General features: G+C 55.9%; 22 protein-coding genes. 6 read left to right on the top strand and 16 right to left on the bottom strand.

What is annotated here, in order from left to right:
- Positions 1–34: 34 nt before the first annotated feature.
- From AC6RNO_RS04485 to AC6RNO_RS04475, 3 genes are read left to right on the top strand one after another with little or no spacing between them, the layout of a single operon-like run.
- Entirely contained in the window at positions 35–1,573 is a 1,539-nt protein-coding gene (locus AC6RNO_RS04485) for a tetratricopeptide repeat protein (protein ID WP_497104749.1), read from the top strand.
- Positions 1,566–3,434, top strand: a complete 1,869-nt coding sequence (locus AC6RNO_RS04480) for a glycosyltransferase (RefSeq protein WP_497104748.1) — start codon at positions 1,566–1,568, stop codon at positions 3,432–3,434. The genes AC6RNO_RS04485 and AC6RNO_RS04480 overlap by 8 nt, the downstream gene beginning before the upstream one ends.
- 2 nt (positions 3,435–3,436) lie before the next feature.
- Positions 3,437–5,305, top strand: coding sequence for a glycosyltransferase (locus AC6RNO_RS04475; RefSeq protein WP_497104747.1), 1,869 nt, complete (start codon positions 3,437–3,439; stop codon positions 5,303–5,305).
- A 46-nt stretch (positions 5,306–5,351) separates the two neighbouring features.
- Here AC6RNO_RS04475 and AC6RNO_RS04470 read toward each other — a convergent pair whose 3' ends face one another.
- From AC6RNO_RS04470 to AC6RNO_RS04425, 10 genes are all read right to left on the bottom strand, one after another.
- Positions 5,352–5,681, bottom strand: coding sequence for a DUF6385 domain-containing protein (locus tag AC6RNO_RS04470; protein WP_474682450.1), 330 nt, complete (start codon positions 5,679–5,681; stop codon positions 5,352–5,354).
- A gap of 7 nt (positions 5,682–5,688) precedes the next feature.
- Positions 5,689–5,841 (bottom strand): hypothetical protein, encoded by a 153-nt coding sequence (locus tag AC6RNO_RS04465; protein WP_474682449.1) that lies wholly within the window; start codon positions 5,839–5,841, stop codon positions 5,689–5,691.
- A 116-nt stretch (positions 5,842–5,957) separates the two neighbouring features.
- Entirely contained in the window at positions 5,958–7,724 is a 1,767-nt protein-coding gene (locus tag AC6RNO_RS04460) for a methyl-accepting chemotaxis protein (RefSeq protein ID WP_497104746.1), read from the bottom strand.
- A gap of 120 nt (positions 7,725–7,844) precedes the next feature.
- The gene (locus AC6RNO_RS04455) at positions 7,845–8,456 is read right to left on the bottom strand and encodes an alpha/beta hydrolase (RefSeq protein WP_474682447.1); all 612 of its coding nucleotides are present in this window, start codon (positions 8,454–8,456) and stop codon (positions 7,845–7,847) included.
- A complete protein-coding gene (locus tag AC6RNO_RS04450; RefSeq protein WP_497104745.1) occupies positions 8,453–9,409 on the bottom strand; it encodes a VOC family protein in 957 nt (318 codons plus the stop codon). The genes AC6RNO_RS04455 and AC6RNO_RS04450 overlap by 4 nt, the downstream gene beginning before the upstream one ends.
- Positions 9,410–9,498: 89 nt before the next feature.
- Entirely contained in the window at positions 9,499–9,942 is a 444-nt protein-coding gene (locus tag AC6RNO_RS04445) for a MarR family transcriptional regulator (RefSeq protein ID WP_497104744.1), read from the bottom strand.
- Positions 9,943–10,066: 124 nt separating this feature from the next.
- Positions 10,067–10,699, bottom strand: coding sequence for a hypothetical protein (locus tag AC6RNO_RS04440; RefSeq protein WP_474682444.1), 633 nt, complete (start codon positions 10,697–10,699; stop codon positions 10,067–10,069).
- 108 nt (positions 10,700–10,807) lie between these two features.
- Positions 10,808–11,194, bottom strand: coding sequence for a response regulator (locus AC6RNO_RS04435; protein WP_474682443.1), 387 nt, complete (start codon positions 11,192–11,194; stop codon positions 10,808–10,810).
- Between the two features lie 23 nt (positions 11,195–11,217).
- Positions 11,218–12,543, bottom strand: coding sequence for an ATP-binding protein (locus AC6RNO_RS04430; RefSeq protein ID WP_497104743.1), 1,326 nt, complete (start codon positions 12,541–12,543; stop codon positions 11,218–11,220).
- A gap of 20 nt (positions 12,544–12,563) precedes the next feature.
- Positions 12,564–13,604, bottom strand: coding sequence for an HD-GYP domain-containing protein (locus AC6RNO_RS04425; protein WP_474682441.1), 1,041 nt, complete (start codon positions 13,602–13,604; stop codon positions 12,564–12,566).
- A gap of 969 nt (positions 13,605–14,573) precedes the next feature.
- Between AC6RNO_RS04425 and AC6RNO_RS04420 the strand changes: the two genes are divergently transcribed.
- The 3 genes from AC6RNO_RS04420 to AC6RNO_RS04410 all read left to right on the top strand — a co-directional run bounded on the left by AC6RNO_RS04420 (position 14,574) and on the right by AC6RNO_RS04410 (position 16,436).
- Complete coding sequence (locus tag AC6RNO_RS04420) at positions 14,574–15,113, top strand: NAD(P)H-dependent oxidoreductase (protein WP_474682440.1); 540 nt, start codon at positions 14,574–14,576, stop codon at positions 15,111–15,113.
- A 22-nt stretch (positions 15,114–15,135) separates the two neighbouring features.
- The gene (locus tag AC6RNO_RS04415) at positions 15,136–15,540 is read left to right on the top strand and encodes a hypothetical protein (protein WP_497104742.1); all 405 of its coding nucleotides are present in this window, start codon (positions 15,136–15,138) and stop codon (positions 15,538–15,540) included.
- A gap of 185 nt (positions 15,541–15,725) precedes the next feature.
- On the top strand, positions 15,726–16,436 hold the full coding sequence (locus tag AC6RNO_RS04410) for a gamma-glutamyl-gamma-aminobutyrate hydrolase family protein (RefSeq protein ID WP_497104741.1): 711 nt from the start codon (positions 15,726–15,728) through the stop codon (positions 16,434–16,436).
- A 295-nt stretch (positions 16,437–16,731) separates the two neighbouring features.
- On the opposite strand, the gene AC6RNO_RS04405 is transcribed toward AC6RNO_RS04410, so the two are convergent.
- From AC6RNO_RS04405 to AC6RNO_RS04380, 6 genes are all read right to left on the bottom strand, one after another.
- Entirely contained in the window at positions 16,732–17,490 is a 759-nt protein-coding gene (locus AC6RNO_RS04405; protein ID WP_497104839.1) for a cyclase family protein, read from the bottom strand.
- Between the two features lie 582 nt (positions 17,491–18,072).
- The gene (locus tag AC6RNO_RS04400; protein WP_474682437.1) at positions 18,073–19,392 is read right to left on the bottom strand and encodes a glycoside hydrolase family 125 protein; all 1,320 of its coding nucleotides are present in this window, start codon (positions 19,390–19,392) and stop codon (positions 18,073–18,075) included.
- A 25-nt stretch (positions 19,393–19,417) separates the two neighbouring features.
- Positions 19,418–22,588, bottom strand: a complete 3,171-nt coding sequence (locus AC6RNO_RS04395; protein ID WP_497104740.1) for a glycoside hydrolase family 38 N-terminal domain-containing protein — start codon at positions 22,586–22,588, stop codon at positions 19,418–19,420.
- 33 nt (positions 22,589–22,621) lie between these two features.
- Positions 22,622–23,539 (bottom strand): ABC transporter permease subunit, encoded by a 918-nt coding sequence (locus AC6RNO_RS04390; RefSeq protein ID WP_497104739.1) that lies wholly within the window; start codon positions 23,537–23,539, stop codon positions 22,622–22,624.
- 29 nt (positions 23,540–23,568) lie between these two features.
- Positions 23,569–24,501 (bottom strand): ABC transporter permease subunit, encoded by a 933-nt coding sequence (locus AC6RNO_RS04385; RefSeq protein WP_497104838.1) that lies wholly within the window; start codon positions 24,499–24,501, stop codon positions 23,569–23,571.
- A 112-nt stretch (positions 24,502–24,613) separates the two neighbouring features.
- A complete protein-coding gene (locus AC6RNO_RS04380) occupies positions 24,614–26,134 on the bottom strand; it encodes an extracellular solute-binding protein (RefSeq protein ID WP_497104738.1) in 1,521 nt (506 codons plus the stop codon).
- Positions 26,135–26,189 lie beyond the last annotated feature (55 nt).

Raw genomic sequence — 26,189 nt, 5'->3', positions numbered from 1 at the left:
TTGTACGCGAAAAAGTTGAAAATGGAGTTGTTGCATGGTGACCGAACTTGCCATTGTGCTGCTGCACGTTGACAGCGAAAAGCCGGCTGCTACCCCGGACCCGGACGGGCGGCCGCCGGTAATTGCTTTTGATCCGGATCATGGCCATACATGGCAAAAGGTAAAAGAGCAAATCGCCCGATCGGGCGCGGCAAAAATTTTCGTCCAATTTTCCAATGAAACCATTGCCATTCCGCAGCACGGCTGGACATATATCGAATGGCCCTCCCGCCAATACCGCCGGTTATACGACGCCGGTGATCTTATCGCATCGGCCTCCCCGCTGGCCTGCATCCCGCTTTCCCCGCTCCTTGCCCTGCCCGATCTTCATATCGAGACACGGGAAATCCGCGACGGCGAGCATGGATGGGCGGATGCCCGGCTGCTCTATTATTTTGATGCCAATAATTGGATCAAATTGGAAAATAAACTAGAAAAAGACGACGAAGACGCAGGCCGTCTGTTTGCCCTCTCCTGCTTGTACGACAAAACAAACCGCATCGAAGAAGCCTATGCGACTAGCCGGAAGGCTTTGTCCCTGAATGCCGCAGGCCCCGCCCCGGCGGAACAGGGCTGCGATACCGCAAGGCTGTGGCTGGCGCACGGCCTGCATGCGGCGCAATGCGGCCTCCACGAAGAAGCTGCCGCCGCCTTCCGCATGTCCGATGCCGAACGGCGCAGCATGGAGCCGCTGTATGGCTGGGCCGATGAGCGCATGCGGCAAGGTTGGACCGGCGATGAAGCGACCGCCCCCATCGAACAGTGGCTGGAGCATGATCCGGATAAAAAGGAGCGGCTCATTTTTCTTTTGCATAAGATCGGCAGGTATGAAAAAGCTTTGAAAATGCTCGAATCCGCGAAAAACACGGCCCCTCCGCTTATCCATATCCGCTTTGCGTGCTTGATCCGGGCCGGGCGATTGTCCGAAGCCGTCCTGCTAATCCGCGGCATGGATGACGGCTACCGCAGGGCGTTCCCGCAGGACGACCTGATGTGCAAGCTGCTGCTCGCCGATGACAAAGCCGCCATGACCATGCTCGCCGATGCCCTCGCGCCACATGAGCTCCAAACGCTGCTGGAGCGCACGGTCGAGCTGCGCCTGTTCGAGCGCGCCGAGCAGCTGCGGCCCTTTCTCGCAAACCCGCTATCGCTCGCCTTCGCCCTGTTCGACTACGGCTACGTCATGCGGGCTGCCGCTTATTTTCTGCAAGCTTTGAAAGACAATGCCCTCGACCCGGCGGGATACCGCTGTTTGGCGGAAATTTTGTATTACCGGGGGGCCTATGAGCAGGCATCGGGGATGTTCGAGTATTTGCTCGCCCAAAAGCCCGATGACGCATCGCTGCGAACGGCTTTGGCTCTGGCCTGCTTGCGGCAAAGCGAGGCGCTGCTGAGCGAATCGATGTCGATTTTTCCGTCTTCCGTCTTTTTGCGGGAGGAAGCGGATAAAGTTGCGGCAGGCATACGAAAAATGGAGCAAAGCGCAGCCATCACCCGTTGGAGATGGGCGGAAAGGGCGAATTTCCATGAATAAGCCGCTGATTTCCCTCTGCATGATCGTCAAAAACGAGGAGGATGTCATCGCCCGCTGCCTGGAGAGCGCCCGGGATGCGGCGGACGAAATGATCGTCATCGATACCGGGTCAACGGACCGTACGGTGGAAATTGCACGAAACAGCGGGGCTGCCGTCCATATTCGCGAGTGGCGGCGGGATTTTGCCTATGCCCGCAACGAATCGATCGAACTTGCCGCCGGGGAATGGATTTTGATGCTTGACGCCGATGAAGTGCTGGAAGAGCAGCACGGGAAGCTGCTGCGCCACATGGTCGCGAATTCGCCTCATGCGGACGGATTTTTTGTGCGGATCGTCAATTTTATCGGTACGGAGGCCAAACACGCGGGATCTTCAGTATCCGCTTCGCTCCGTTTGTTTCGCAATAAGCCCGGCTACCGTTACGAGGGGCGCATACACGAGCAGATCGTGCAGCCGATTCTGAACGCGAATCCGGCGGCACAGCTCATCTACTCCGATATTCAGGTGAATCACGGCGGCTACCTGCCCGAGGTGGTGCAAAAGAAAAACAAAGTTCAACGCAATATGGATCTGCTGCTGCAGGAATTGGAGGGCACCGACAACGAAAGCTTTCACCGCTACAATCTCGGTGTGGAGTACATGCGGGCAGGCGACTATGCGCGGGCTTTGGAGCAATTCATCTTGTCCCGAACGGTCGTGGACTGGCGCATCTCCAGCTTCGGGCATGTCGTCGTGCTTCGCGAGGCGAACTGTCTGCAAGCTCTAGGCCGCTGGGAAGAGGCGGTTGCATTGCTGAGCAAAGCGGGGGACGTTTTGCGCGATTTTCCCGATTTGTTCCTGACGCTCGGCAGAATTCACTACCAGCAGCGCCAGTGGGAATCTGCGGCGGAAGCTTTCCGCAAAGCGATCGACATCGGCGAGGCTCCGCCGAACTATACGTCCGCCAACGGCGCAGGAACGTACAATGCCAGTTTCCATCTGGGCAAAACTTTGGAACAGTTGGAAGACTACGACGGCGCCATAGAGTGGTACGCGAATGCGTTAAGGCTGAACTCCGGCCTGATTTCGCCATTTTTGCGGCTGATCAGCCTGCTGGCCCGACTGCACGATGCGGACGGCCTCACGGACAAAATGGATCGGCTGTTTCGAATGGCCACGCCGAAAACATGGTGGAGCATCGCGCTGGCCTATTACCAGCTTGGCTTGTACGCGCAGGCGGCGCGCATTTTGAAGGGCAAGACGCTGCCTCTGGACAAAAAGGAGGAGCGCCAACTGCTGCTGCTGCGCTGCCAGCTGCTCGTCGCCGACCGCAATCGCGGGCATAAAGAAACCGCAGCGGCCGTCCACCGCAAGCTTGCGGCCCGAAAATCATTCTATGCGGCGCTTGCCCGCAACGACGACCAATCCGCCGCGAATTGGTTGGATCGTATGAAGTCGGAGCCGGAGCGAAGTTCGGCCCGGACGGACTCCGCGCCCAATCAGACGCGAGAGCTTATGCTGAACCTCCACGCCTATCTGCTGCACGAGCAAGGGCAGACCGACATTCCGCTGCATTTGGAAGCGGCCGCATACAGCGCTTTATGGAGCGAGTTGTATTTTCTGTATATGCTGGCGGCCAAAGAGCATCTATTTGCCCTTCAGCAGCGCGTTCAGGCCTACTGGCGGCGGCTGCTGGCCGTTCTGCCGGACCCTGTCCAGCGTTTAAAAGGCCGTTACGAGCTGGTCAAAACGGTGCATGTAAGGATTTACCATATTATTCAAAATGACAACAGCGGCCACCCCTATGTCGCCCTTTGGAACGATGTCAGGCCCCGGCTGCTGACGCTGATTGACGATTTGCTCATGGAGGAGGTGAATTGACGATGCCGACCGTGGTGTCATTGTGCATGATTGTCCGCAACGAAGAGGAGCACATCGGAGCGTGTCTGGATGCGGCCCAACCGTATGTCGACGAAATGATCGTCGTCGATACCGGGTCGCAGGACCGGACCGCCGCCATCGCGGAGCTGCACGGCGCCAAACTGTACCGGATGAAGTGGAACGACCACTTCGCCGAAGCGCGCAACTATGCGATGAAGCGGGCATCCGGCAGCTGGATTCTGGTGCTCGATGCCGACGAGCGCCTGCATCCCGCCGATCCCGAACTGTTCAGGCGCTGCATCGCCGATGAAGCCGTCGGCGGCTATCTGGTGACGATACGGCATCACCGTTCCGACCTCCCTGACGATTACGAGACGGACTCCGTATGCCGGCTGTTCCGCAACCTTCCCGGCCTCGCCTACAGGGGCCGCGTGCATGAGGATATCGGCATGGCGCTGTCCTCCCGCTATCCGGAGCTGGCCATCGTCCGCTCGGAGCTGGTCGTCTCGCACTACGGCTACTTGCGCCGGGTAGCGCAAGCCAAAGACAAAGCCGCCCGCAACCGCAAGCTGCTGGAGCGGGCCGTTCGCGAAGAGAACGATCCATATTACTACCGGTATGCGACCGGTGTGGAATCGTTCTTGCAAGAGCAGTACCCCGAAGCGGCCAGCGAGCTGGCCCCGCTTCTGCCGCTCGTTCCCCCGTCCGCCGGATACGCCGCGGACCTTGCATATAAGCTGGCCTACGCGAATTGGCGGTCGGGCCAGACTGAAGCGGCGCTCCGGGCAGCGGAGATGGGAATCGTCCGCGATCCGCTGCAGGCGGATCTGCAGGAGCTGCACGGCGTCCTGCTGCTGGAAAGCGGACGCCCCGAAGAGGCCCGCCACCGCTTGGCCCGTTTCGCCGCAGCGGCTTCCTTTTCCGATGACCGGCAGCGCGGCCGGCTGCATTACTGGCAGGGGCTCGTTCACGCCCAACTGGGCAATTGGCGGGAAGCGGCAGCCTGCTTGGAACGCTGCCTGCACAGCGGCTTGTACCGGGAGCAGGCGCTGCCCCGGTGGCTGGATCTTGCCCTGCTCGTCCACCCGATCGCGGAGGTGTTGTCCAAACTTGAAGCGGCGCTGCACGGCGTCAAGACTGCCGACGTCCTTGCCGCTCTGGGGCGCTATGCGGTGAAGTGGGGGCTTGGGGGCGATCTGCTGCCCTTGCTTGAATCGGCGGAGCGGGCGGAGGAAGCCGCCGGCTCCAGGGAGCTCTCGTTTCTTCGTGCCGTCATGATGGCACAGACGGGCGAGACGGAGGCCGCGGACGGCATCCTCCAGCAGCTTATCCGCGACAAGCCGGAAAGGCATGTCATTCTCTATTTATGGGCGCTGCACAATATCGGAGCGGAATCGCAGGTTCAGCTGAACCTGCTGTACGGCTTCCCCGACACCGAGCCCGGGTTTGCCGCGTTCGCCGATCTGCTGCTTCGCGGGGAGCCTGTGCCGGAGGCCCTCGAACCGCTGGCGGAGCAGGCCGCCTATGCGATGCTGACGATGGGGGCCTGGTCCGGCTTTCTGCTCGTCTGGCAGCATGCCCGGGCCGACGACGTTCCACGAGCCTGGCGTCCGGCCGTGTACCGCTCCCCGGCGCCGGTGCGCGCCGCCGTCTGGCACAAATGGGCCTCCCGCATCGGCGAAGACCGGCACGGCCAGCGCTTGTTTGCCGCTCAGTTGGCCTATTCGCTCGGCAACAAGGAAGCATGCAAACGTCTCTTCGAACAGTTGAAGCGGGACCTGCCGCAGCGCCTCGAACCCCGCATCGGCTTATACGGCTTGTACGCCGGCTCGGACGAATGGGCGCCATTCCTTTTTGGGGCCGACCTGTGATTCCAGCATCTGCGGCAGGACAGCCCGGCGCCAGAGGACCGGTTAACTAACCGGCCGTCTGCGCCTGAAAATATATATCCAGCGTCGTCGGCTGGTCCGGTTCCTTCGATTTGACGCTGAAGCGCGTATATTTCAGATACCGGATCGGCACGACGGCCAGCGTGGAGCCGGGCGCAACGGTCATCTGCGAATCCAGCATAAAGTCCGATCCGTTCGGACTGATCTCGACCTTTACTTCGCTCGGATGATGCCCGCGGTTCACAACCGCGTACGAATAAATGCCCAGCAGGGAAGAATTGACCGATAGCGAGGGCTTCCACTCATTCCCCGTCTTGACATGAAGACGTTTCTGATCGATAAACTTCTTCGACTGCACTTGAATCTTAACGTTCCGGGTACAGCATCGTTTGCGCCGCCCGGACAACTTCAGTTTGCCGCATTTGGAACAGCAAGGAATCCGTTTCTTGCAGCAGTGACGGCGTTTTGCCGTTTTTATTTTGCATCGGCAGCAGCAGCAGGGCGGCTTTTTGCAGCAAGCGGACTTGTTTGGCACAGACATCCCGGGCCCTCCGTTCTTACCGGATAATTCCCAACATATTCGGGGCGGGCATATGCCGCAACGGCTTTTTACCGGGGCGGGCCAAAGAATAGGCTACACTTTGATTTGCCGAATCGACTCCCGCATTTCGCGCGTCAACCCGCTTAGCTCGGCGGCAAAATCGGCAATGTCCCGCGCCGTCTTCAACTGCTCGTTCGCAAGTTCGCTGATTTGCTCCGAACGGTCCGAGGAAGACCTTGCAATATCCGCGATGCCTGTCATGCCGGCCGTCACTTCCTCGCCTCCTGCCGATATTTGCTCTGTCGATGCCGAGATATCGTAGATTTGCCCGGCGATATGGCGGAATCCTTCCAGAATGCCGGCAAAAAAAGCATCGGCTTCGCCGGACTGTGCCGTCCCTGACTGGATTTCTTTCATCCCCTGATCCATCGATATCCCAATCCGCTGCGATTCCAGATATATGTTTTGCAGCAAGCTGCCGATCGCCTGAGCCGATCCGGCGGCATTATCCGCCAGCTTGCGCACTTCGCCGGCGACGACCGCAAACCCGGCCCCGTGCTCTCCCGCTCTGGCCGCTTCAATCGAGGCGTTCAGCGCCAGCAGCTTGGTCTGTTCCGCAATGTCCGCGATGGACGAAAGCGCGATGCCGATTTCCTGGGAATGCCCTTTCAATACGGACACACGGTCGATCGCTTCTTCCGTTGCGGAAGCGATGGTTCGCATTTGCCGATGGATGCCTTGAACGATCGACTTGCCGGCTTCCGCGTCCTGCAAAGCCTGTGCCGAAGCATCGGATGCCGTGAGCGACGCCTCCGATATTCGCTGAATGGCGGCCGTCATTTCTTCTATGGATCGCGCTTGTTCATCCGTGCTTGCTTGCTGCGCGCCGGCGCCTTCCGCAACGGCCTGCACCAGCTCATTGACATGGGTGTTCAAACCAAGCATGTGACGAGCTTCCCGGGCAAACCGCTCGGTCGACTCCGCGAACCGGTCAGAGGTATGCGCAACTTTGGAAACAATACCGCCCAGTATTTCATTCATATTGTTCGACATTTTGAAAACAGCCTGATACACGGCTCCAATCTCATCGACAGACCGGACGGAATGCTCCGACAGCAACCTGTTTGCTTCGGCCAGCTCACCTACGGCCATGCGCTCCGCCCCCGCAACGATTTGGCGCAAGGGGCGCAATGCGCGCGATACGAAAAAAACGATCCAGCCAAGTCCAAGCAGAGTCAACATTAGCATAAGCGCATAGAGAAACAGATTGCTTTTGATAACGCTGCCGGCGATGCTTTCCGTGACTTTCGCATCCGTATCGATGCCCAGCACCGCAATGACAGTTCCGTCGGCGCGTTTGACCGGCGCATAGGTCGAAATGTATTTGCCGTATTTCGGGTTATCGATCAGCGGCGAGCTGGCGGTTGTCCCTTGCTGCAGCGCTTTCACCGCATTCTCCGGTATATCCGTCACCTCATTGATCGGTGAAGCGCTGTCGGAATCCTTCGGTTGGCCGTCGATCAGGATCAGCGGCTGACCCTTTTCGTCGATGCGCGCCAAATATACATACAACGCTCCGATTTGCGTGCGGTACCGGTCTAATTCCTGACGGATCGACCAATACAGCTCGTTTTCCTGCGGGTTCTTCAAAAATTGTCCAAGCCTGTCCGTATCGATCTGCCGGGCGTAGCTGTCCGACATCCGTATCCCGTAGCTGGAGATAGCTTCCGTCGCGGCTTTTTCCGCATTGCTTACCTCCATAATCATGTAACCGGCCGAAACTGCACAGATGACGGTTATCACCGCCAAAACAATACGCCAAATCAATCGTTCCCGAATCCATCTCACAGAGCGAAACATAACCCGACCTCATCCTTTTTTAATTTTCGATGTATTTCGACATTTCACCGCGCTTTCCCTGCGTTATTCAAGCCAAAAAAAACGGACGGGCTCCAGGCCCATCCGGTCTTGCAATACTATTCATCCGGCGAAATGAAGCCGGTACCAGGCTGCCGCCGCTTCGACCTCGGCATGTGTCAGCCGGTGCCCCTGCTGCTCCCACTTCACGTCTACGGCTGCTCCGGCTTTCTCCAATATGTTTTTCAGCTCCTCGGTTTCCTGAGGGGAGCAGATCGGGTCGTTCAGCCCCGCTCCGATGAAGCAGGGGATTCCCGTCAAATCCGGCAGCCGGACGCCGCGCCGCGGCACCATCGGATGATGCAATATCGCGCCCCTGAACGAACGCTCGCAGTGGAACAAAAGGCTCCCGGCAATATTCGCGCCGTTGGAATAACCGACCGCTACGAGGTTGTCGCGGGAAAACCCGTACTCCTCGGCAGCCTGGTCGAGAAAATCGTGCAGTTCCTTCGTCCGGAGCAGCAGATCCTCCTCGTCAAAAACCCCCTCGGCAAGCCGCTTAAAGAAACGCGGCATGCCATTTTCCAGAACATTGCCCCGAACACTCAGCACCGGAGAAGCCGGCGCAATCTGTGCGGCAAGCGGCAGCAAATCGCGCTCCGTGCCCCCGGTTCCATGCAGCAGCACTAGCACCGGGGCGGCCGGATCCGCCCCTTTTTGAAAAATATGCCTCATGATTGGTCCTCCTTCAGCACCCGCACCTGAATGGGCGGCAAGTTTTTCTCGATTTGAGCGCGGTTCGCTTCGAACCATTCGGGCAGCATCAGCTTTTCGCCCAGCGCCTCAGGCTGCTCGTCGCGCGCGAATCCCGGCGGGTCAGTGGCGATTTCGAAAAGCACCCCGCCTTCCTCGCGGAAATAGATCGCGTTGAAATACTGCCGGTCGATGACCGGTGTCGGATGAAATCCGCTTTGTTCCACATGGCTTCTCCACAGCAGTTGATCCGCATCGTCTTTCGCCCGCCATGCGATGTGATGGACCGTGCCGGACCCGCCCGCGCCAAGCGCCATTGCGGTGACGTTCACGTCGATGACGTTGCCCAAATCCCCGGCGGCTTTAAAACGGGCGTAGGCGCCTTCTTGCCCCACTTTTACAAGACCCATAACATGGACGAGCAGATTCGCCGTTTTTTCCGGTTCCGTACTGTAAAGGACTGCTCCTCCGAAACCTTTGATCGCTTTGTCCACGGGGATGCCTCCGAACGCCCACCCACTCTGCGGCCCTTCCTCGCGCTCAACAATTTCAAGCTGCAAGCCCTCGCTGTCGCTGAACTGCAGGGAAGTCTCGCCGAATCTCACCGTTTTGTCAACGCTGATGTTGAATTTCGCCAGGCGCTCCTCCCAAAAAAGGAGCGAACCCGCCGGCACCGCGTACGAGGTGATCCCGACCTGGCCGGCTCCGATGCGCCCCTTGCGGGACGTCGCCCACGGGAAAAACGTAATCGCCGTGCCCGGACTGCCGGACTCGTTGCCGAAATACAGATGATAAACTTCCGGCGCATCGAAGTTGATCGTTTTTTTGACCAGCCGGAGTCCCAACACCCCGGAATAAAAATCGACGGTTCCCTGCGCGTCTTTGACAAAAGCGGTAATGTGATGGATACCTGTAGTTTGCTGAATTGAGTTCATTTGAAATATCCTCCTAAATGTTTAAGAATCTTAATATTAAGATATGGGGGTGAAAAAGGAAGCAGCCGCATTCAAAAGATGAAAACCAGCTACTTATACGTTGTCTCCGCGTACTTCCCCAGCTTCTTGAGCAGTTGTCCGGCGACCTTCTTCTCTTCCTGAGTAAGTCCGTCAACAGCCTTGTCAATGACGTCGGCATGCTTCGGAAATACTTCTTCGATAAAAGCGCAGCCTTCATCGGTAATTTCGGCATAAATCAGCCGCCGGTCATCGGTCGAAGCCTTGCGTTTCACGAACTGCCTCTTCTCGAGCTTATCGACGACATAAGTAATGTTGCCGCTGCTCATGAGCACTTTGCTCCCGATTTGCTGCAGAGGCTGCGCCCCCTTGTGGTACAGCATCTCAAGCACCCCGAATTCGGTGCGGGTGAGGCCGTTCTTCCGAATATCCCGGTCCGCGTGTGCGTTGACCCATTGGCTCGCTCTGGCGAGCGCAATATAGAGATTTAGCGAATCCTCTTTCGCATTCAGCATTCGGATCGTCACTTCCTTGCCATTCATTTATCTTCATATAAAATATCTTAAATTTAAGATACTTTATTTTCAGCTAATTGTCAACACCCAAAAAGCTGCTTTTGCAAGCAGCCGGGGTTTTCGCTTATATTCCCTTCGGATTTGCCGCTCCGGCTCGGGTAAACCTCTCCAGCAGCCAGACCAAAATCCACGCGGCGATCGTGACAGCAACCGTCGTTATCATCGTGCCTCCTGCATGCAGGAGCAGTGCCGGAATCCAGACGATGCTCAGGAGCAAATGCACCTTGCGCATCAGCGGGTTGCGGGCTTTTCTGATCATCCATCCGTACCCTGCCAGCGCCAGAAGTATGAGGAACGAAGCCAGGCCGGTATAAATTTTGTCATCCTGCAGCTTGGTAATTAAATAATAGACGCCATGCACGACGACAAGCACCAGGGCGGTCCATCCCACAAACTTATGTACGTTGTACAGGAGTTTCCCCAGCTTTTTGACGGGAATAGAGGAAGAAGTCAGCTTCTTTTTAAAACGCAGCCACGAAAAACTGACAGCCCCGCAAATAACGGCGATAGTGCCCATCAGTTTAAAAGGTTCCAGTTCTTCTTTCCGTCCGCCTCTCGGGGGCATTCCTCCTCCTCCTCCGTCAGGCGGGGCCGGGTGAGAACTGTGGGACATGGCATAAAACGAATAGGCGATCAAAATCAAGCTTGCAATGATCACAATAACAGCCGGAATAGCTGCAGTTTTGCTGCGTGTCATTTGGGTTCCCTCTCTCTTCAATTTGCTTTTTCCCTATACTATCATCGCTGCCTGAGTATTTTATGAGTGCAAACTGAAAGTTCACTGAGAGAACGCCGGACAACCCGCCTACTGACCCCCGCCCCGGCCATCGTTCTTTAAAAACACCTGCATCTTCTCCAGCAGCCGGCTCCATTCCACAGGCTTCGTATCGAAGTCGTCGCAGCCCGCCTCGAAAGCCCGTTCCCGATCGCTGGCCATCGCATGAGCGGTTAGCGCAATGATCGGGATGCCTTTCGTTTCCGGGGACTCCTTCAACAGCCGGATCGCATTCCAGCCGTCCACTACGGGCAGGCTCAAATCCATAAGAATAAGATCCGGAGACTCCGTCCTCGCCGCGTCAATGCCCTGCTGCCCGTCCACCGCTATAACAACGTCATAGCCTTTGCGCGATAACCGGCGGGACAACATGTCCCGGTTCAACTCATTATCTTCGACTAACAAAATTTTATGCATCGTCCGCTTCCTTTTCGCTTGGTTTAGCCGCTTGCCGCCCGGCGCTCCGGGATATGCTTGTCCAGTACGGAAATGAACTTGTCCCTATTGACCGGCTTAATCAAAAATTCCGATGCGCCGAGCGCGTAGCCGAGATTCTTGTCATCGGTCATGGACATCACGATGACAGGGATGCCGGACAATTCGGGATCGTTTTTGAGCATGGTCAATACGGACCAGCCATCCATTCCCGGCATCACCACATCCAGAGAGATGAGCGCAGGACGCAGTTCCTTGGCCAGGCGCAATCCTTCCCGCCCGTTATGGGCGAGGGCCGCCCTGTAGCCCTCTTTGCCGAGCACGCGCCCCATCAGTTGGAGCATAGCCGGGTCGTCATCAATGACCAATACGGTTTTGCCGTCCTCCCGCGGCAGAGGGCTCAAGTCGGACAACGGCTCGCCCATGCCGTCCTCTTGCCGCTCCAATGCGGGCAGCCAGGCGGTGAAGGCGGTGCCTTGGCCGAACTCGCTTTCGACGGCAATGCGGCCGCCCATCATTTGGCTCAGCTTCTGGCTGATCGCCAGCCCCAGCCCGGTGCCTCCGTATTTCCGGGTCGTCGACGAATCGGCCTGCTTAAAGGCTTGGAACAAGCCTTTCATCTGGTCCGGAGTCATGCCGATCCCCGTATCCTCGATGCTGAACGCATATCCCGGACGGCCGTTCCCGATTTCATGGCGGACAGCCAGCCGGATTGTGCCATTTTTCGTAAATTTGGCGGCGTTGCTCAGCAGATTAAACAAAATCTGCCTCAGTTTCGTAACGTCCGTCCTCATCTCTCCCTGGGGAAAATCGACTTCCAGCCGGTTGCCCCTAGCCTCCACCAGCGGATTGATCGTAGTCACCACTTCGCGGATCAGCGTCGGAATGTCGCATACCTCCACATAGAGATCCGTTTTGCCCGCTTCAATCTTGGAAAGATCCAAAATATCGTTAATCAGCGCCAATAGATGTTTGCCGGATTGATGGATTTTGTTCAAATCATCCGCGAAAGCCTGCTCGCCCAAATCTTCGGCGTCTTCTTTCAGCATTTCACTGTACCCGATAATGGCATTGAGCGGAGTGCGCAGCTCGTGGCTCATATTGGCCAGAAACTGGCTTTTGATCAAGTTCGCCTCAATCGCTTCATCGCGGGCTTTGGACAGTTCCGCCGTCCGCTCTTTGACCAATTCCTCCAACTGGTCGTTCAATGACCGCAGTTCCTGGTTCACTTTGCAGATTTCGCGCGTTTTTTGCTCGGCAATCCGTTCCGCTTCTTGGCGCGCCGTCTTTTCCCGCTCCAACTGCCTGCGAAGAACTTCAATTTCCTCCATCTATTTCACTTCCGCTTTCGTCAAGATAAACCGGATCTACTGATAACGCTCAAAAATGCGTCCACGACTTGCGGGTCAAAATGAAACCCCCGCTGCTTCCGAATCTCCGCCAAAGCTTCCTCCTCCGTCCAGGCCCGCTTATAAGGGCGTTCATGGGTGAGCGCATCGTAAAAATCGGCAATCGCCACAATGCGCCCGGCCAGCGGAATATTTTCTCCGCTCAGCCCGTACGGATACCCTGTGCCGTCCCACTTTTCATGATGCGACAAGGCGATCGTCCGGGCCAGCTGCAGGACGGGAAATTGGCTTCCTTCCAGAATGCTCGCTCCGATCGTCGTATGGGTTTTCATCTGTTCGAACTCTTCGGGAGTGAATTTGCCCGGCTTCAACAATACTTCATCGGGAATCCCGATTTTCCCCAAATCGTGCAGAGGAGTAGCCCGCTCAATGAGCCAGACCTCGTATTCGGGCAAACCGAGAACCGCGGCAATGTCCTTGGCCATTTTGCCGACTCGCTGCGTATGCTGTCCGGTCTGATCGTCGCGAAACTCGGAAGTTCGTCCCAGAAGTTGGAGGATTTCCACCTTAGCTTGGTCCAGCTCCAGGGTCCGCTCCTGAACCCGCTGCTCGAGCAGTTGGTTCTGGGCATGCATTTGCAAGTGGTAGTACCGCGTTTTCAGCAAATTATTAATGCGTAGAACGACTTCCGCCTTGTCGAGCGGCTTCGTAAGAAAATCGTTCGCACCCAGATGCAGCGCTTCCTGCCGGGCCTCCTGGGTCACATCGGCGGTAAGCACCACTTTGGGCAAATAATTGACCTCATGGGTGATTTCCTTTAGACGCCTGAGCACCTCGAACCCGTCCATTTCCGGCATATGCAAATCCAATAAAATAATATCCGGTTTGATATTGTTATATAAAATCTCCATTTGCTTGGGATCTGTCGTACAGTGCAAATTGGTGAAGCCTGCACGCCCCAGTATCCGCTCCAAGAGACTGATATTAAACTCCTGATCGTCGATAATCAGAAAATTGGCGCTTTTCATCCATATTTCGTCCATATATGTACTCCGTCCCCATTCGTGCGCAGTTGACTGATAATTGGAATTCATACTCTCACACACTGATTATAGGTGATAAGTAGGGTTTTTAACATACGTATATGACAAAGAAACTATGAAAAAATCGAATCGCGGCGAATCCTGTTAAAAACCGGCGAACGCTTACCGCCAAAGCCGGCGGTGCCGTTTGTTACTGCGGCTTGGCAGCTCGCAAAACCTGCGAAAACCCCCATGACGACGCGGACGTCACCCCATAGAATGACTGCGTCTATTTTCGTATAAAGTGAGCGAAAATGCAGCTCTTTGCTCGTTGGTACGCCGGCGACGAAATATTCCTGCTATTGTCAAATCGCCCGAGAAAGTCGCGACATTTTTGTTAGGGATAGGGGAACCAGTAGGGCGGGGCACTCTCCCGGTGTCGGTCGTGGAACCCCGTGTAATTGGGCAGAAGGCAGCTTGGCTGGGAGAAAACCTGCGAAAGTGCAGGTTTTTCCTATGGAATTGGCTTGTTTTTGCGAAAAACCTGCAAAAGTGCAGGAATTTTTGCTGAAAGTGACTCTGAGCCCATGTGTTCGGTGAAAAGCCTGCACTTTTGCAGGAATTGTTCGCGGCCAGCGATTACGGGCGCAAATTCATGTATTTTTGCAGGTTTTTTTCGTGCAGCCGGGCGGCGATTGCGGTTGTTATCGCCTCGCGACGCGGGGGTTTCTCTCGCTTAGGCCCGTTTATGCACAGTCGCAGGCTTTTCGCCGAACGAGCCATTTTCACGGAAAAACCCTGCACTTTCGGGCACTTCCAAGCACTTTCGGGGACTTTCGCAGGTTTCTGCGCGCTGCCACTAATGCCCGGCTCCGTCGGACGCGGGCGGGTTTTCCGACAGGTTCAGCCGAAGCTCGGTTGGCCCGAAGCGTGTTATTTCTCCTCCATTTGGGAACAAATAAAACAAAGAACTTTAAAGGAGATCCGCGGATGAAAATATATATTGTCTACGACAGCGAAAACGGCCATACCGAAGCTTTGGCCCGCTCCATTTCCGAAGGAGCCCGCCAGGTGGAAGCTGCCGAAGTGTTCATCTATCATGTGAATGACGCGAACGTTGAGGATTTGGAGCATATGGATGCCATTATTTGGGGATGCCCGGGCCATTTCGGAACGATCAGCGCAGGATTGAAAACGTGGATCGACAAGCTGGGTTATTTGTGGGCGCAGGGCAAATTAATCGGCAAAATCGGAGCGGTCTTCTGCACTACAGCCACCGTGCACGGGGGGATCGAATCTACGATGATTAATTTGATTACGACCATGCTGCATCAAGGAATGATCATCGTGGGCTTGCCTGGAAATATAAAAGAAAACGCGCTGTACGGCTCTTATTATGGCGTGGGAGTCACATGCCCGGTGGAAACGTCCCTTGCAGACCCGCCCAATTTGCCTTCTGACAATGATTTGGCCCTGGGAAGAGCGCTCGGCAACCGCGTAGCGACGATCGCCCGAAAATTCACACAATGATCGAACGACAGGGGGGACAGCGATGTACATTGTTTTTTTCATCCTCATGATCGCCGCCTTGATTGTGTTGATCATCTTAAATATGAATGCAACGAAAAGCGCGAAAAATAAGCCTGACGTTCAACCTGACGTTCCAAAAGCCCGGGAAACCGCTGAAAAGTATATCCCGGCTGAAAAACAGGAACGGATAGAGCCGCCGCATGAAAAAATCCCCCCTGCGAAGCCGCTAGCCGCACCCGCAGGCGAGCACTCGGACAGCGATTACCGGCAAGCCTTGCTCAAGCTATCCGGGCACGCGCCGCCTGACGATACACCCGGCGAACTTGCCGATCAAGCGGCCGCGGCAGAATCCGCGGCGCCAAATACCGACGAAGCCTACCGCGAAGGCTTGCGCTCTTTTTCGCAGCGACAAGAAGAGAAGGACTAGCGGCCTTGACCGCAAGCACAGCCCGTTATAAAGGCACTATAGCCCAAATACCCTCTGCCCGGTCAGAGGTTATTTGTCGTTCCATCCCGCCGCCGGCGATTGAATTTCCATCCGCGGATGTTTTAATATTAGAAATAACTATGTTGCGTTGGCGACAGTTCATATTGAGGATTGAGGTGGCGAGAATGAGCAAGCCTTTCATTGCAGTGACCCCGTTGTTCGATAACCAAAAGGACAGCCTCTGGATGCTTCCTGGGTATTTGGATGGCATCGTGCGCGCCGGCGGCATTCCGGTCATGCTGCCTTTACATATTCAGCAGGATGAAATCGTCTCCCTGGCTGCGAAATTCGACGGCTTTCTTTTCACCGGCGGACAGGACGTTCACCCCAGCCTTTATGGCGAAGAAGTCCAAACGTACTGCGGAGAAACGCAGGCAGCAAGGGATGCGCTCGAAACCGCCTTGTTTCATGAAGTGTTGAAGCTGGATAAACCGGTTCTCGGAATTTGCAGAGGCTTGCAGTTCATGAACGTATTGCTGGGAGGGACGCTGTATCAGGACATTCAAACGCAGCATCCGTCATCGAAGCAAACAACACATAAGCAAGGGCACCCCTATAATGAGCCCTGTCATTCGGTCGAAATCATCGAGGACACGCCATTGTTTACCATTGTGAAGAGAAAATCGCTGGAAGTGAACAGCCTGCACCATCAGGCTATCAAAGACGTGTCCCCCCAATTAAGAACGTGTGCGGTATCCGAAGATGGCCTTGTCGAATCGGTCGTTATGCCCGGCAAAAAGTTTGTGCTTGGCGTACAATGGCACCCGGAATTTCTTTATGAGCGGGATGCCGCTTCATTGAGTATTTTCCAGGAATTCGTAAATCACTGCCAATGAGATAACCAGTGAGCCTAAAGCAGGGCTGACATCCAGGGTTTTCGTTCAAAAAGGACGGAGCGGCCTTGGATGTCAGCCCTGCTCGCTTTTTTCGTTTTAACAGACGGTGGAGTTTGAAGGCTTGTATAAATTTTAACTAGTCGATTTAGCCTGAAACGCTCCCGAACTCGAAGGTCGAATTGTTCTACGAGACGCTGGAAGCGCTGCTGAATCAAGCTTACAATCTGGAGCTGGCTTTTGCCGAGGAATGAGCCGTAGGCGGTCAAGCAGGTACTCCCTATTAATAAATTTAGTCTTATTCCTCTACGATTGCCACGGGACGAACCCAGCCGGCGCTCGCTTTTTCTACTTTTACCGGAAAGCAGCAGACCTTGAAGCCGAACGGCTTCGGAATGAGCTCCAAATTGGCCAACTTCTCAATTTGGCAATACTCCCTATCCTTGCCGATATAGTGCGCTGCCCAAAGAACGCCGTCCCTCGGCTTCTGTTTATATGATTCCGCCTGAAGGTTGAGCGGGATATCCCAGCCCCAGCCGTCGGTGCCGACTACCTTGATGCCTTGGTCCAGCAGCCATAACGTGGCTTCGGCCGATACGCCGGCGTGAAGAAACGCATAATGTTCGTGATACAGCCGCTTATCCGCATCGCTTCGGATGAGCACGATATCAAACGGCTTCAGTTTGTAGCCGATGCGGTTCAACTCCGCGGCGAGATCGTCCGGCGTTATCTCATAGCCGGGCGGCTTTGAGCTGAAATCGAGCAGCACGCCGTCGGAATAAAACCACTCTAGCGGCAGCTCGTCAATCGTTTTGGCCGGTTTGCCTTCCGAAGTCGGCCAGTAGTGCCAAGGTGCGTCGATATGCGTGCCGGAATGCGTGTTTAGCGTCACAGTTTCCGTCGCCCAAGCCTTGCTTTCCGGAAAATCGTCCGGCCTTAGGCCGAGCACCGCTGCCGCTTGCAGCGCGCCGTCACTATGGCTCGAATACTCGATCTTCGCCGCTATCGGCTCGCGGATGCGGGGACTTATCGGCACGCTCAAATCGATGAACTTCATCACGTTAACCCTCGTTTCTTGTTTAAAGTGTTGCGATTCATGCCCATTATACCATGTTGTACCAGTGGTATTTGTTATGGGTTTCGTCATGCTTAACCCAATGTTTCAGGAGTTACAATCGCTCGATTCCGCAACCCGCATTCACTTCCATTCCCATTGTCATCGTCCGGTGAATAGGCGCCCGCTTGCACGACCGGAGGGAACCACGGAATCGGGCATGCGGCTCATGGAAAATCGATCGTCATGCACCAGCATAAAGGATCGCTTCCCCCACAATGAGGGCAACAACCTCCCGTATATGTAATTCTAGCTGTATCTGAATGAAGCACACCATAGTCAGTAACCGGTTCGACGCCCGGGATCGGTTCGCCGTCCGGGATCTCCCGCACTTTCATGTCCGACCACTTTCCGCTCCAGGAACAGATACTGCATTTTAGAATCTCTTCCGAAGGGTTCAGCGCATTCCGGATGACGAGTATACATTCTCTACTGTAGGTATTACAAGAAGGACAATTGTGTTTTTTCATGATTGATCACCTCTCACACACTTAAATTAGCATGATTCGGTAATACCATCAATACTCACAGGATGCCCTCTTGCAGCGAGCGGCAGATCAGTTGGGCGAACAAGCTGTTGGACCAGGCGAACCAGCTGCGGGTGAACACGTTCGGATCATCGGCATGGAAACCTTCGTGCATGAATCCGGTTCCTCCGTCGGTAGCTTCCAGCATGGCGATCGCTTCCAGCTTTTCTTCCTTCGTCTCGGCCGTTATGCCCTGCATGGACAACGCCATATGCCAAATGTAGTTTTGCGGCGTGTGCGGACTGCCGATGCCCTTTGCCGCCTTGCCTTCGAAGTAATACGGATTTTCCTTGCTCAGCGCGAACCTCCTTGTATTCCGGTACACGGGGTCATCCGCGGAGACATAGCCCAGATACGGGATGGAGAGCAGCCCCGGTGTGCCCGCATCGTCCATCAGGCAGTAATTGCCGAAACCGTCCGTCTCATAGGCGTAGATTGGACCGAATGCGGGATGGCGGTAAATGCCGTACAACTTGATGCCGCGGTCGACAACGCGCTCAAGCTCCCGCAGTTCGGCCAGAAAATCCGCATCGCGGAATATCCATTCGGCAAACTCCTGCATGTGGCGCAAGGCTACGACAGCAAACATGTTCCCCGGAATGTTGTAGTGGAAATCGCAGGCGTCGTCGCTGGGACGGAAGCCGGACCAGATCATGCCGGTGTAGTTGACCGGCATGCCGAGGCCGCCATTTTGAAGCGAAGACTCCAAAATGCCGTCGCCCCGCGTGAAGCGGTACGGAGACAACTCGGCGTGCCGCTGTTCCCGCTTGAACAGATCGACGATCGTTCGCAGCGCGGTTTTGAAACCGGCGTCGAAAATATCGGTCAAGCCCGTCTCCTTCCAGTAAGCGTACGCCAGACGGACGACGAAGCACAATGAATCGATCTCAAACTTCCGCTCCCACACCCAGGGCGACATTTCGGGACGATCGCTCGCATCCCAGTGCCAGTCGTTAGCTGACTCATTAAAAGCGTTGGCATACGGATCGATCCCGATGTACTTGACGTGGCGCTTGATCAACCCGCCGATAATACGCTGGAGATCGGGGTCCTCCTTCGCGTAGGGAACATAGTGAATGACCTGCTCGACGGAATCGCGCAGCCAGCAGGCCGGAATGTCGCCGGTAATGACGAAGGTCGTGCCGTCATCCATCAGTTTCGTTGCCGTTTCCAGCGTATTTGGAAAACAATTTCTGAACAGCTCCGCCAGCTTCGGCCGGTGGGCCAGCTTTTCCTCCACCTCGGCCATTGCCTCCACAATGGACTGCGGCAGCGGCAGCTTCGGCAGCAGGATGCGGGGAAGTCTGAAACGCTCCAATTCAATCACGCCTTTCTTGTTTTTGTTATTTGAATTTGACGGTTTTGATCTCAAAAGGGGCAAAAGAAAGCTTTACCCGTCCACCCGCGCCGGACAGCGGCTGCAGCGGCTCCAAATCTTCCTCCAGCGCATTCGACAAATACGCTTCGGACCAGCCGGGCTTCCATCCCAGCTCCACCGTCTCCCGGCCCCCTGAAGATTCGTACAGACGAAGAACCGTCCCTTGTCCGTCTTCCGCCGGTTTCACCGTATCCAGCACGACATGAGTGCCGTTAAACGAGATGAGCGACCCTGCCGAAGGCAGGCTTCCCGCCTTCGGCAGGAGGCACGGTATGGCGGCAGGCGCGTGGTTCAATTCCGCCGCCTTGCGCAGCGTCAGCGCTTCGCGCCAGTCGCCCTGGTGCGGATAGAGTGAATAGGTGAAGCGGTGCTCTCCGAGATCGGCCGTCATATCCGGCCATTTCGGCGCGCGCAGCAGCGACAGGCGGATGACGCCGTCCCGAATGTCATAGCCGTATTTGCTGTCATTCAGCAGGCTGACGCCATACCCCCGCTCCGATACGTCCGCGAAGCGGTGGCCGCACACCTCATACTGCGCCCGATCCCAGCTCGTATTGCGATGGGTCGTCCTCTCCAGCGCGCCGAACGGGATTTCGTAGGTCGCCTTCTCCGCAACGACGTCAACCGGAAAGCCGACCTTCAGCAGCTTGTGGGCCTCGTTCCAAACGACATGCGTCTGAAAATCGATCCGCCGGTCGTGGCGGTACAGCCTCAGCTCCTGCGTAATTTCCGATTGTCCGATTCGCCAGCGAAAACGCAGCACATCCATGACAGAGCCTGCAACAAGCAATTCTTTTCCGAGCAGTTCCGCCTCCCCGGCAGGCTGTTCTTCGTACCGGCTGTCGATGTCCCAGGCATCCCACAAGGTCGGACGGTCATGGTAAAAATAAAACCGGTTGGCCCTGTGGCCGGGCTTGACGATTTCGCGTCCCGCCTCCTTGTCATACAGGCTGACGATTTCGCCCCGCGCATTAAAGCGGATTCGGTAGTACTCCGTCTCCCAGCCTTCATCCGCCGCTCCGCCCTTGCGGCACGGGCTGTTCGCCGCTGCCGGAGCGGGCTCCTTACCGCCGATCCAAAACGTTTTGTAACCGAAGGCCGGCACCTGCGGCACCATCACCCGGACTGTGCAGCCCTGCCCGTGCTCCGCCGGTACGATGTCCGCGTCAAGCGGGCGCCCCCGTTCGTCGAACGCCCCCAGCCCCGGAGCCGGAGCCACGTCGGTCCCGGTTCCTCGCCGGGGCCAGTGCTCCTCCGCGACTTCGACAATGGCATCCCGGGCCCAGCCCAAGCTGTTGAAGACGATGACGGCCTCAGCGCCTCCGCCTTCCGCTTCCGCCGCCGCCTCGCCGGCCAGCGCTTGCAGGCTCCGGTTCAAGACCTCCGTTCCAAGCCGGAATATTTCGTTGTATTCCTTCTGCGACGTCGCATAAGCCTCCGTAATCGCCGAGCCGGGAATAATATCGTGGAACTGGTTCAGCAAAATCAGCTTCCAGCCTTCCCTCAGCTTGCGCCGGCTGTCCTGCAGCTGTTCCGGGCTTACCAGCAGCGCTGAAAGCGCCTGCCACAGCTCGGCTTCGCGGTACAGGATTTCAGCTTTGCGGTTGTTCAGCTTGTTGCGCCCGTGCGTCGTGTAAGTTCCGCGGTGAAGCTCCAGATAAAGATCTCCCCGCCACTGCGGAAGCTGCGGCCGCGAATGTTCAATCCCGGCGAAGAAAGCAGCCGCGGTGCTGTAAGCCGCAGACGGCTGGCCCACCATCAGATGGGACCGGTCGATATACTCCAGCATCTCGCGGGTGACCCCGCCGCCGCCGTCCCCATGGCCGTACAGCAGCATCTGCTCATTATGGCTCGCTTTCTGACGGTACGACCGCCAATGGTCGTCCACATCTTTGGGCAGCGTATTTTCGTTGACGCCATGATTTAAGTAGGACAAGATCGGGGTTCCGTCGATGCCTACCCAGTGGAACAGGTCGTAAGGGAACGCATTCGTGTCATTCCAGCCCAGCTTGGTCGTCATGAAATAGTGAATGCCGCCGTGCTTCAAAATTTGCGGCAGGGAAGCGCAATAGCCGAAAGTATCCGGCAGCCATTCAATCCGGGAGACGGTGCCGAACTCCTCCCGGTAAAAGCTTTGGCCGTACAGCATTTGCCGCATCAGCGACTCCCCGCTCGGGATGTTCAAGTCCGGCTCGACCCACATGCCGCCGACCAGCTCCCAGCGCCCCTCCCTGATCCGCTCCTTCACTTTCCCATAGAGAGCCGGATCGTTTTCCTTCAAATAGGCAAACAGCTGCGGCTGGCTTTGCGCGTAGCGGTACTGCGGATATTCGTGCATCAGAGCGTTTACTGTGGCGAATGTCCGGCTTGTTTTGCGGACTGTCTCCCGCGCGGGCCACAACCAGGCGATGTCGATGTGGGATTGGCCGATCATATGGATAAATCCTTCGGTATTGCCGCCGACGGACGCCGTGCTTTCTCTCAGACGGTCTTCAAGCCGGGACACCGCGTCCCCTTGTCTGATCTCTTCCGCTGCAAGCCCGACGAACCCGTCCATCGCGCGATACAGCGCTTCAATCAGCCGAACGCGCCGTAAATCCTGCGCCGGCAGCAGAGCGGCGGAATCGCGAATGACCGTCGCCGTGTACATCAGGCTTTGCACCGGCCGGTTCGCGAGCACAAGCCGGCTGACGATCGACCGGATCGGCGGTTGGATAACCGCCTGCCGATTCAGAGGATCGACCGGCTCCGGAATCGGATCGTACAGCTCGATTTCGAGCTCGGGATTGCGCCCGGTCCGCTCCGGATCAAGCGCCGCGAACGTGTGGTTGCGGTCCAGCCCCTGCCACGATTCCCCGCCTACGCGCAGCAGCCCCTCCCCGCCGGACTCGAAAATGAGCCCGATTCCGACGTTCGGCCATTCGGCCGGAATCGCCGCCACGGCGCGAAAAAAATACGTTGTCCCCTGTACGCTCGGGAACTGACCGAACTTTTCGCTCCCCGCGAATTCCCGCATGCCGCTGTATTGCCCCGGCAACCGGTATTCCGCAGCCGTAATTTTCCATTCGTTCAGCTCGCGGCTGTCTTTCCATTGACACTCGGACAGCTCGCGTATAAACCGATTAATTCGTTCCATGCTCTTCCCCCCGCACCCGTCGGCGAATGAATCTTATTCTTTAACGGCGCCTACCGTGAGACCCTGTATAAAATAGCGCTGGAAAAACGGATAGGCAAAAATGATCGGCCCTGTCGCCAGAACGACCATCGCCATCCGCGAAGTATCCTGCGGCATCGACCGCAGCGCCTCCAGACTGAGCGAGCTGTTCTGCGAATTTTGCAAAATGAACTGCATGCTCGTCTCGATCCGCATCAGCATCGATTGCAGCGGCACCAGGTTCGGGTTATCGATATAAAGCAGCGCATTGAACCAATCGTTCCAATACCCGAGCGTGCTGAACAAAGCGATTGTCGCCAAACCCGGAATGGACAGCGGCAGCACCAGGCCAAGGAAAATGCGGAACTCCCCTGCCCCGTCGATTTTGCCGGATTCGATAATGGCATCCGGGACGCTGGTCATATAAAAAGTCCGCAAAATCATAATGTAAAAAGCGTTCACCGCCAGCGGCAGAATCAGGGACCACACGTTGTCCTTGAGTCCAAGAAACTGCGTGACGACAATGTATGTCGGGACAAGCCCCCCGTTAAAGAGCATCGTAAAAAATGCGAAAAACGAAAAGAACCGGCGGTATCTGAAGCTTTTGCGCGAAATCGCGTAAGCGTATAGCGAAATCAGCAGCAGGCTGACAAAGGTGCCCACAATCGTAATGAAAATGGTGACTCCGTACGACCGGAGCAGCATATCGCCCGATTGGAACACATATTTGTACGCCGCCAGACTCCACTTGGCCGGAAACGGCTTGTAACCGTCACGCGCCAGCGCGGCTTCGTCCGTAAATGAAAGCAGCACGACAAACACAAACGGAAACACGCAAATAACCGCGAACAAGACGGCAATCAGGTTAAACACGAAATTCCAGGGCGCAGACAACTGGTGAAAATTGCGCTTTTTGAGCATAGCAGGGGTCATCCCGTTCACTCCCTTCGGTTGCAGCCGGATCAGAACAAGGCGCTGTCTTTGTTAAATTTGCGCACGATATAGTTGGACGTTATGACCAGCACGAAGCCGACCGCCGACTGATACAGCCCCGCCGCCGTGCTCATGCCGATTTCGCCCGTCGATTTAAGACCGCGGTAGACATACGTATCGATAACGTTCGTAACACTGTACAGCGTCCCCGAGTTTCTGGGCACCTGGTAGAACAGCCCGAAGTCCGCATAAAAAATTTTGCCGATCGCCAGCAGCGTCATAATGGTCATAATCGGACCGAGCAGCGGCAGGGTAATGCTGCGGATTTGCTGAAATTTGCCCGCTCCGTCGATCATCGCCGCTTCGTAAAGCGATTTGTCGATCCCCATGATGGCCGCCAAATACACGACGCTGTTGTAGCCTACGGCTTTCCACAAATAAACCAGAATCAGGATGAGCGGCCAATAGCCGGATTCCGAATACCAAGTGACCGGCGCCATGCCGAAGAGCTTAAAAATCTGGTTCAGCAGCCCCCGCTCCGAACTGAGAAAGCTGAACGCAAAATAGCCGACGACCACCCAGGACAAAAAATAAGGAAGAAACATCCCCGTTTGATACAACTTGGCCAGTCGCTTGTTGACGATTTCGGAGAGCACGACCGCCATCAGCACCGACAATAGCAGACCGGCTACAATGAACGCCAGGTTGTAGAGCAGCGTATTGCGGGTAATGACATAAGAATCGTTTGTGCTAAACAGAAACTTGAAATTGTCCAAACCGACCCATTTGCTGTTGACGATGCTGGCCCAGAAGCCGTCCCTGCTGAACCGGTACTCCTTGAAAGCGATAACCGTACCGACCATCGGCAGGTAGGAAAATATAAGGAACCACAGCGCGCCGGGCAAAACCATGAGCAGCAACACTTTATTTTTGTACACATTTCTGATAAAAAGGCCGAGCATTCCCACGCTTTGTCCCTCCTGGGGAGCGGAATTCCGCTCTTCTATGAAAAAGAACCGGGCAGGAGGCTTTTCACTCGCTTCGCCCACACGGTTCATTGCCCGCTATACCGCGTTATTTCTTGTTTGCCGCTCTCCACGCGTCGACCTGCGACTGCGCTTCCGCCATAATTTTATCGAGTCCCGCATCCTTGAACTTCTTGTTCGCCTTCGGCAAATATTCATCCGGATCGACGGACCCGGTCATCAGCGAGGACCAGAACTCCTCCTTGACGTTCTGTACGGCGGCGATTTCATTTGTCACCTTGGAGGCGTCGAAGTTGAAGCCGAGCAGCGGAGCGTTGACTCCGGAGGCGTTGAACTTTTTGAATTCATCCCATTTGTTCTTGGGGTCGCCTTCATTCAGATAAGTAATCATGACGTTGCCCAGCGAAAAAGTCGGCATATCGTAGTTTTTGGCATCCGGCAAGTTTTTGATCTGATTGTCGCCGATTTTGGCATAGTGCACGCCTTCGATGCCCGAGTCGATCATATTGCGCAGCACCGGGTCCGTGTTGAGCAGGTTGAGAAATTCCATCGCCTTCTCCGGATGCTCCGAATTGGCGGAGATCGCCTGCATGGAGCCCATAACCGACCAGTTGAAAATGTAAGGCTTGCCCGCCGGCGTCGATACGACCGGATAGCCGTAGCTCGCCGACCACAGGTTGTCGGCCATCGGCTGCGTAGCGGCGCGGTCCGTGAACCATTTGCCGGATTTGTACAGATCGTCTACCGAGGTGACGGTAGCGACTTCCGGGGACATATAGCCCGCCTGGTAAAACTTGCGCACGGTTTGCAGCGCCGATTTCAGCTCCGGCGTTTCCAAAATGTTAACGACTTTATAGTCTTTGGTATCCATATAGACCGCCATCGGCATCTTTTCGATCACGTAATCGAAAGGCATAAGCGGCATAAAATCTTTGACCATGGCGTAAGGCGTAATATTCGGCTCCTTCTCTTTGATCGTTTTCAGCAGCGGCTCCAGACTGGCCATCGAATCGACCTTGGAAATGTCGAGGCTGTACTTGTCTAACAGCTGCTTGTTGAACCGCCACACTTCCTGTGCCGGAAGCTCCTTGTTCGCCGGTACGGCGTAGTTGTGCCCGTCGACCTTGGAGCCTTCAAGGAAGGCCGGGTCAATCGCTTTCTTGATGCCCTGGCCGTATTTCTCAAGAAGGTCATCCAGCTTCATGAATGCTCCTTTGCGGGCATTTTGCACGTAATCGAACGCCCAGGAGCAGGTGAACAAAATGTCCATCGGCGTACCCGAGGCGACCATCACCTGCATTTTTTGCGAGTAGTCGCCGAAGTCGATCATCTTCATCTCGATCGTGGCATTTATTTTCTCCTGCGTATACTTGTTGACTTCCACGAGCACTTTATCCAGGTCTTTCTGCGGCGCGCCGATGGTGTACCAGATCAACTTGACCGGCTTGCCGGAGCCGGCCGCCGCCGTGCTTTTGCCTGCCGAAGCGCTTCCCGCGGGTGAACTGTTCGCTGCGCTGCCGCCAGTATTTCCACTGCAAGCGCTAAGTGTGAATGAAAGCGTTAACAGTGATGTCAGCAGCAGTGACAAGCGTTTTCTTCTTTGTGCCATATTTGTGTACCCTCCCTTTTGATTGCCTACTACCACTGTAATAAATGAAAACCTT

The organism is Paenibacillus sp. sgz302190, from assembly GCF_059820445.1.
Note: the sequence above shows the minus strand (reverse complement) of the source record. Positions and strands in the feature narration are given on the sequence as shown.

Excerpts from the sequence above, each read along its gene's own strand:
- AC6RNO_RS04450 (WP_497104745.1), bottom strand. The coding sequence starts at position 9,409 with ATGAACTCAATTCAGCAAACTACAGGTATCCATCACATTACCGCTTTT.
- AC6RNO_RS04485 (WP_497104749.1), top strand. The coding sequence starts at position 35 with ATGGTGACCGAACTTGCCATTGTGCTGCTGCACGTTGACAGCGAAAAG.
- AC6RNO_RS04480 (WP_497104748.1), top strand. The coding sequence starts at position 1,566 with ATGAATAAGCCGCTGATTTCCCTCTGCATGATCGTCAAAAACGAGGAG.
- AC6RNO_RS04395 (WP_497104740.1), bottom strand. The coding sequence starts at position 22,588 with ATGGAACGAATTAATCGGTTTATACGCGAGCTGTCCGAGTGTCAATGG.
- AC6RNO_RS04440 (WP_474682444.1), bottom strand. The coding sequence starts at position 10,699 with ATGACACGCAGCAAAACTGCAGCTATTCCGGCTGTTATTGTGATCATT.
- AC6RNO_RS04425 (WP_474682441.1), bottom strand. The coding sequence starts at position 13,604 with ATGGACGAAATATGGATGAAAAGCGCCAATTTTCTGATTATCGACGAT.
- AC6RNO_RS04445 (WP_497104744.1), bottom strand. The coding sequence starts at position 9,942 with ATGCTGAATGCGAAAGAGGATTCGCTAAATCTCTATATTGCGCTCGCC.
- AC6RNO_RS04420 (WP_474682440.1), top strand. The coding sequence starts at position 14,574 with ATGAAAATATATATTGTCTACGACAGCGAAAACGGCCATACCGAAGCT.
- AC6RNO_RS04455 (WP_474682447.1), bottom strand. The coding sequence starts at position 8,456 with ATGAGGCATATTTTTCAAAAAGGGGCGGATCCGGCCGCCCCGGTGCTA.
- AC6RNO_RS04380 (WP_497104738.1), bottom strand. The coding sequence starts at position 26,134 with ATGGCACAAAGAAGAAAACGCTTGTCACTGCTGCTGACATCACTGTTA.
- AC6RNO_RS04435 (WP_474682443.1), bottom strand. The coding sequence starts at position 11,194 with ATGCATAAAATTTTGTTAGTCGAAGATAATGAGTTGAACCGGGACATG.
- AC6RNO_RS04405 (WP_497104839.1), bottom strand. The coding sequence starts at position 17,490 with ATGAAGTTCATCGATTTGAGCGTGCCGATAAGTCCCCGCATCCGCGAG.
- AC6RNO_RS04475 (WP_497104747.1), top strand. The coding sequence starts at position 3,437 with ATGCCGACCGTGGTGTCATTGTGCATGATTGTCCGCAACGAAGAGGAG.
- AC6RNO_RS04430 (WP_497104743.1), bottom strand. The coding sequence starts at position 12,543 with ATGGAGGAAATTGAAGTTCTTCGCAGGCAGTTGGAGCGGGAAAAGACG.
- AC6RNO_RS04460 (WP_497104746.1), bottom strand. The coding sequence starts at position 7,724 with ATGTTTCGCTCTGTGAGATGGATTCGGGAACGATTGATTTGGCGTATT.
- AC6RNO_RS04385 (WP_497104838.1), bottom strand. The coding sequence starts at position 24,501 with ATGCTCGGCCTTTTTATCAGAAATGTGTACAAAAATAAAGTGTTGCTG.
- AC6RNO_RS04390 (WP_497104739.1), bottom strand. The coding sequence starts at position 23,539 with ATGACCCCTGCTATGCTCAAAAAGCGCAATTTTCACCAGTTGTCTGCG.
- AC6RNO_RS04415 (WP_497104742.1), top strand. The coding sequence starts at position 15,136 with ATGTACATTGTTTTTTTCATCCTCATGATCGCCGCCTTGATTGTGTTG.
- AC6RNO_RS04410 (WP_497104741.1), top strand. The coding sequence starts at position 15,726 with ATGAGCAAGCCTTTCATTGCAGTGACCCCGTTGTTCGATAACCAAAAG.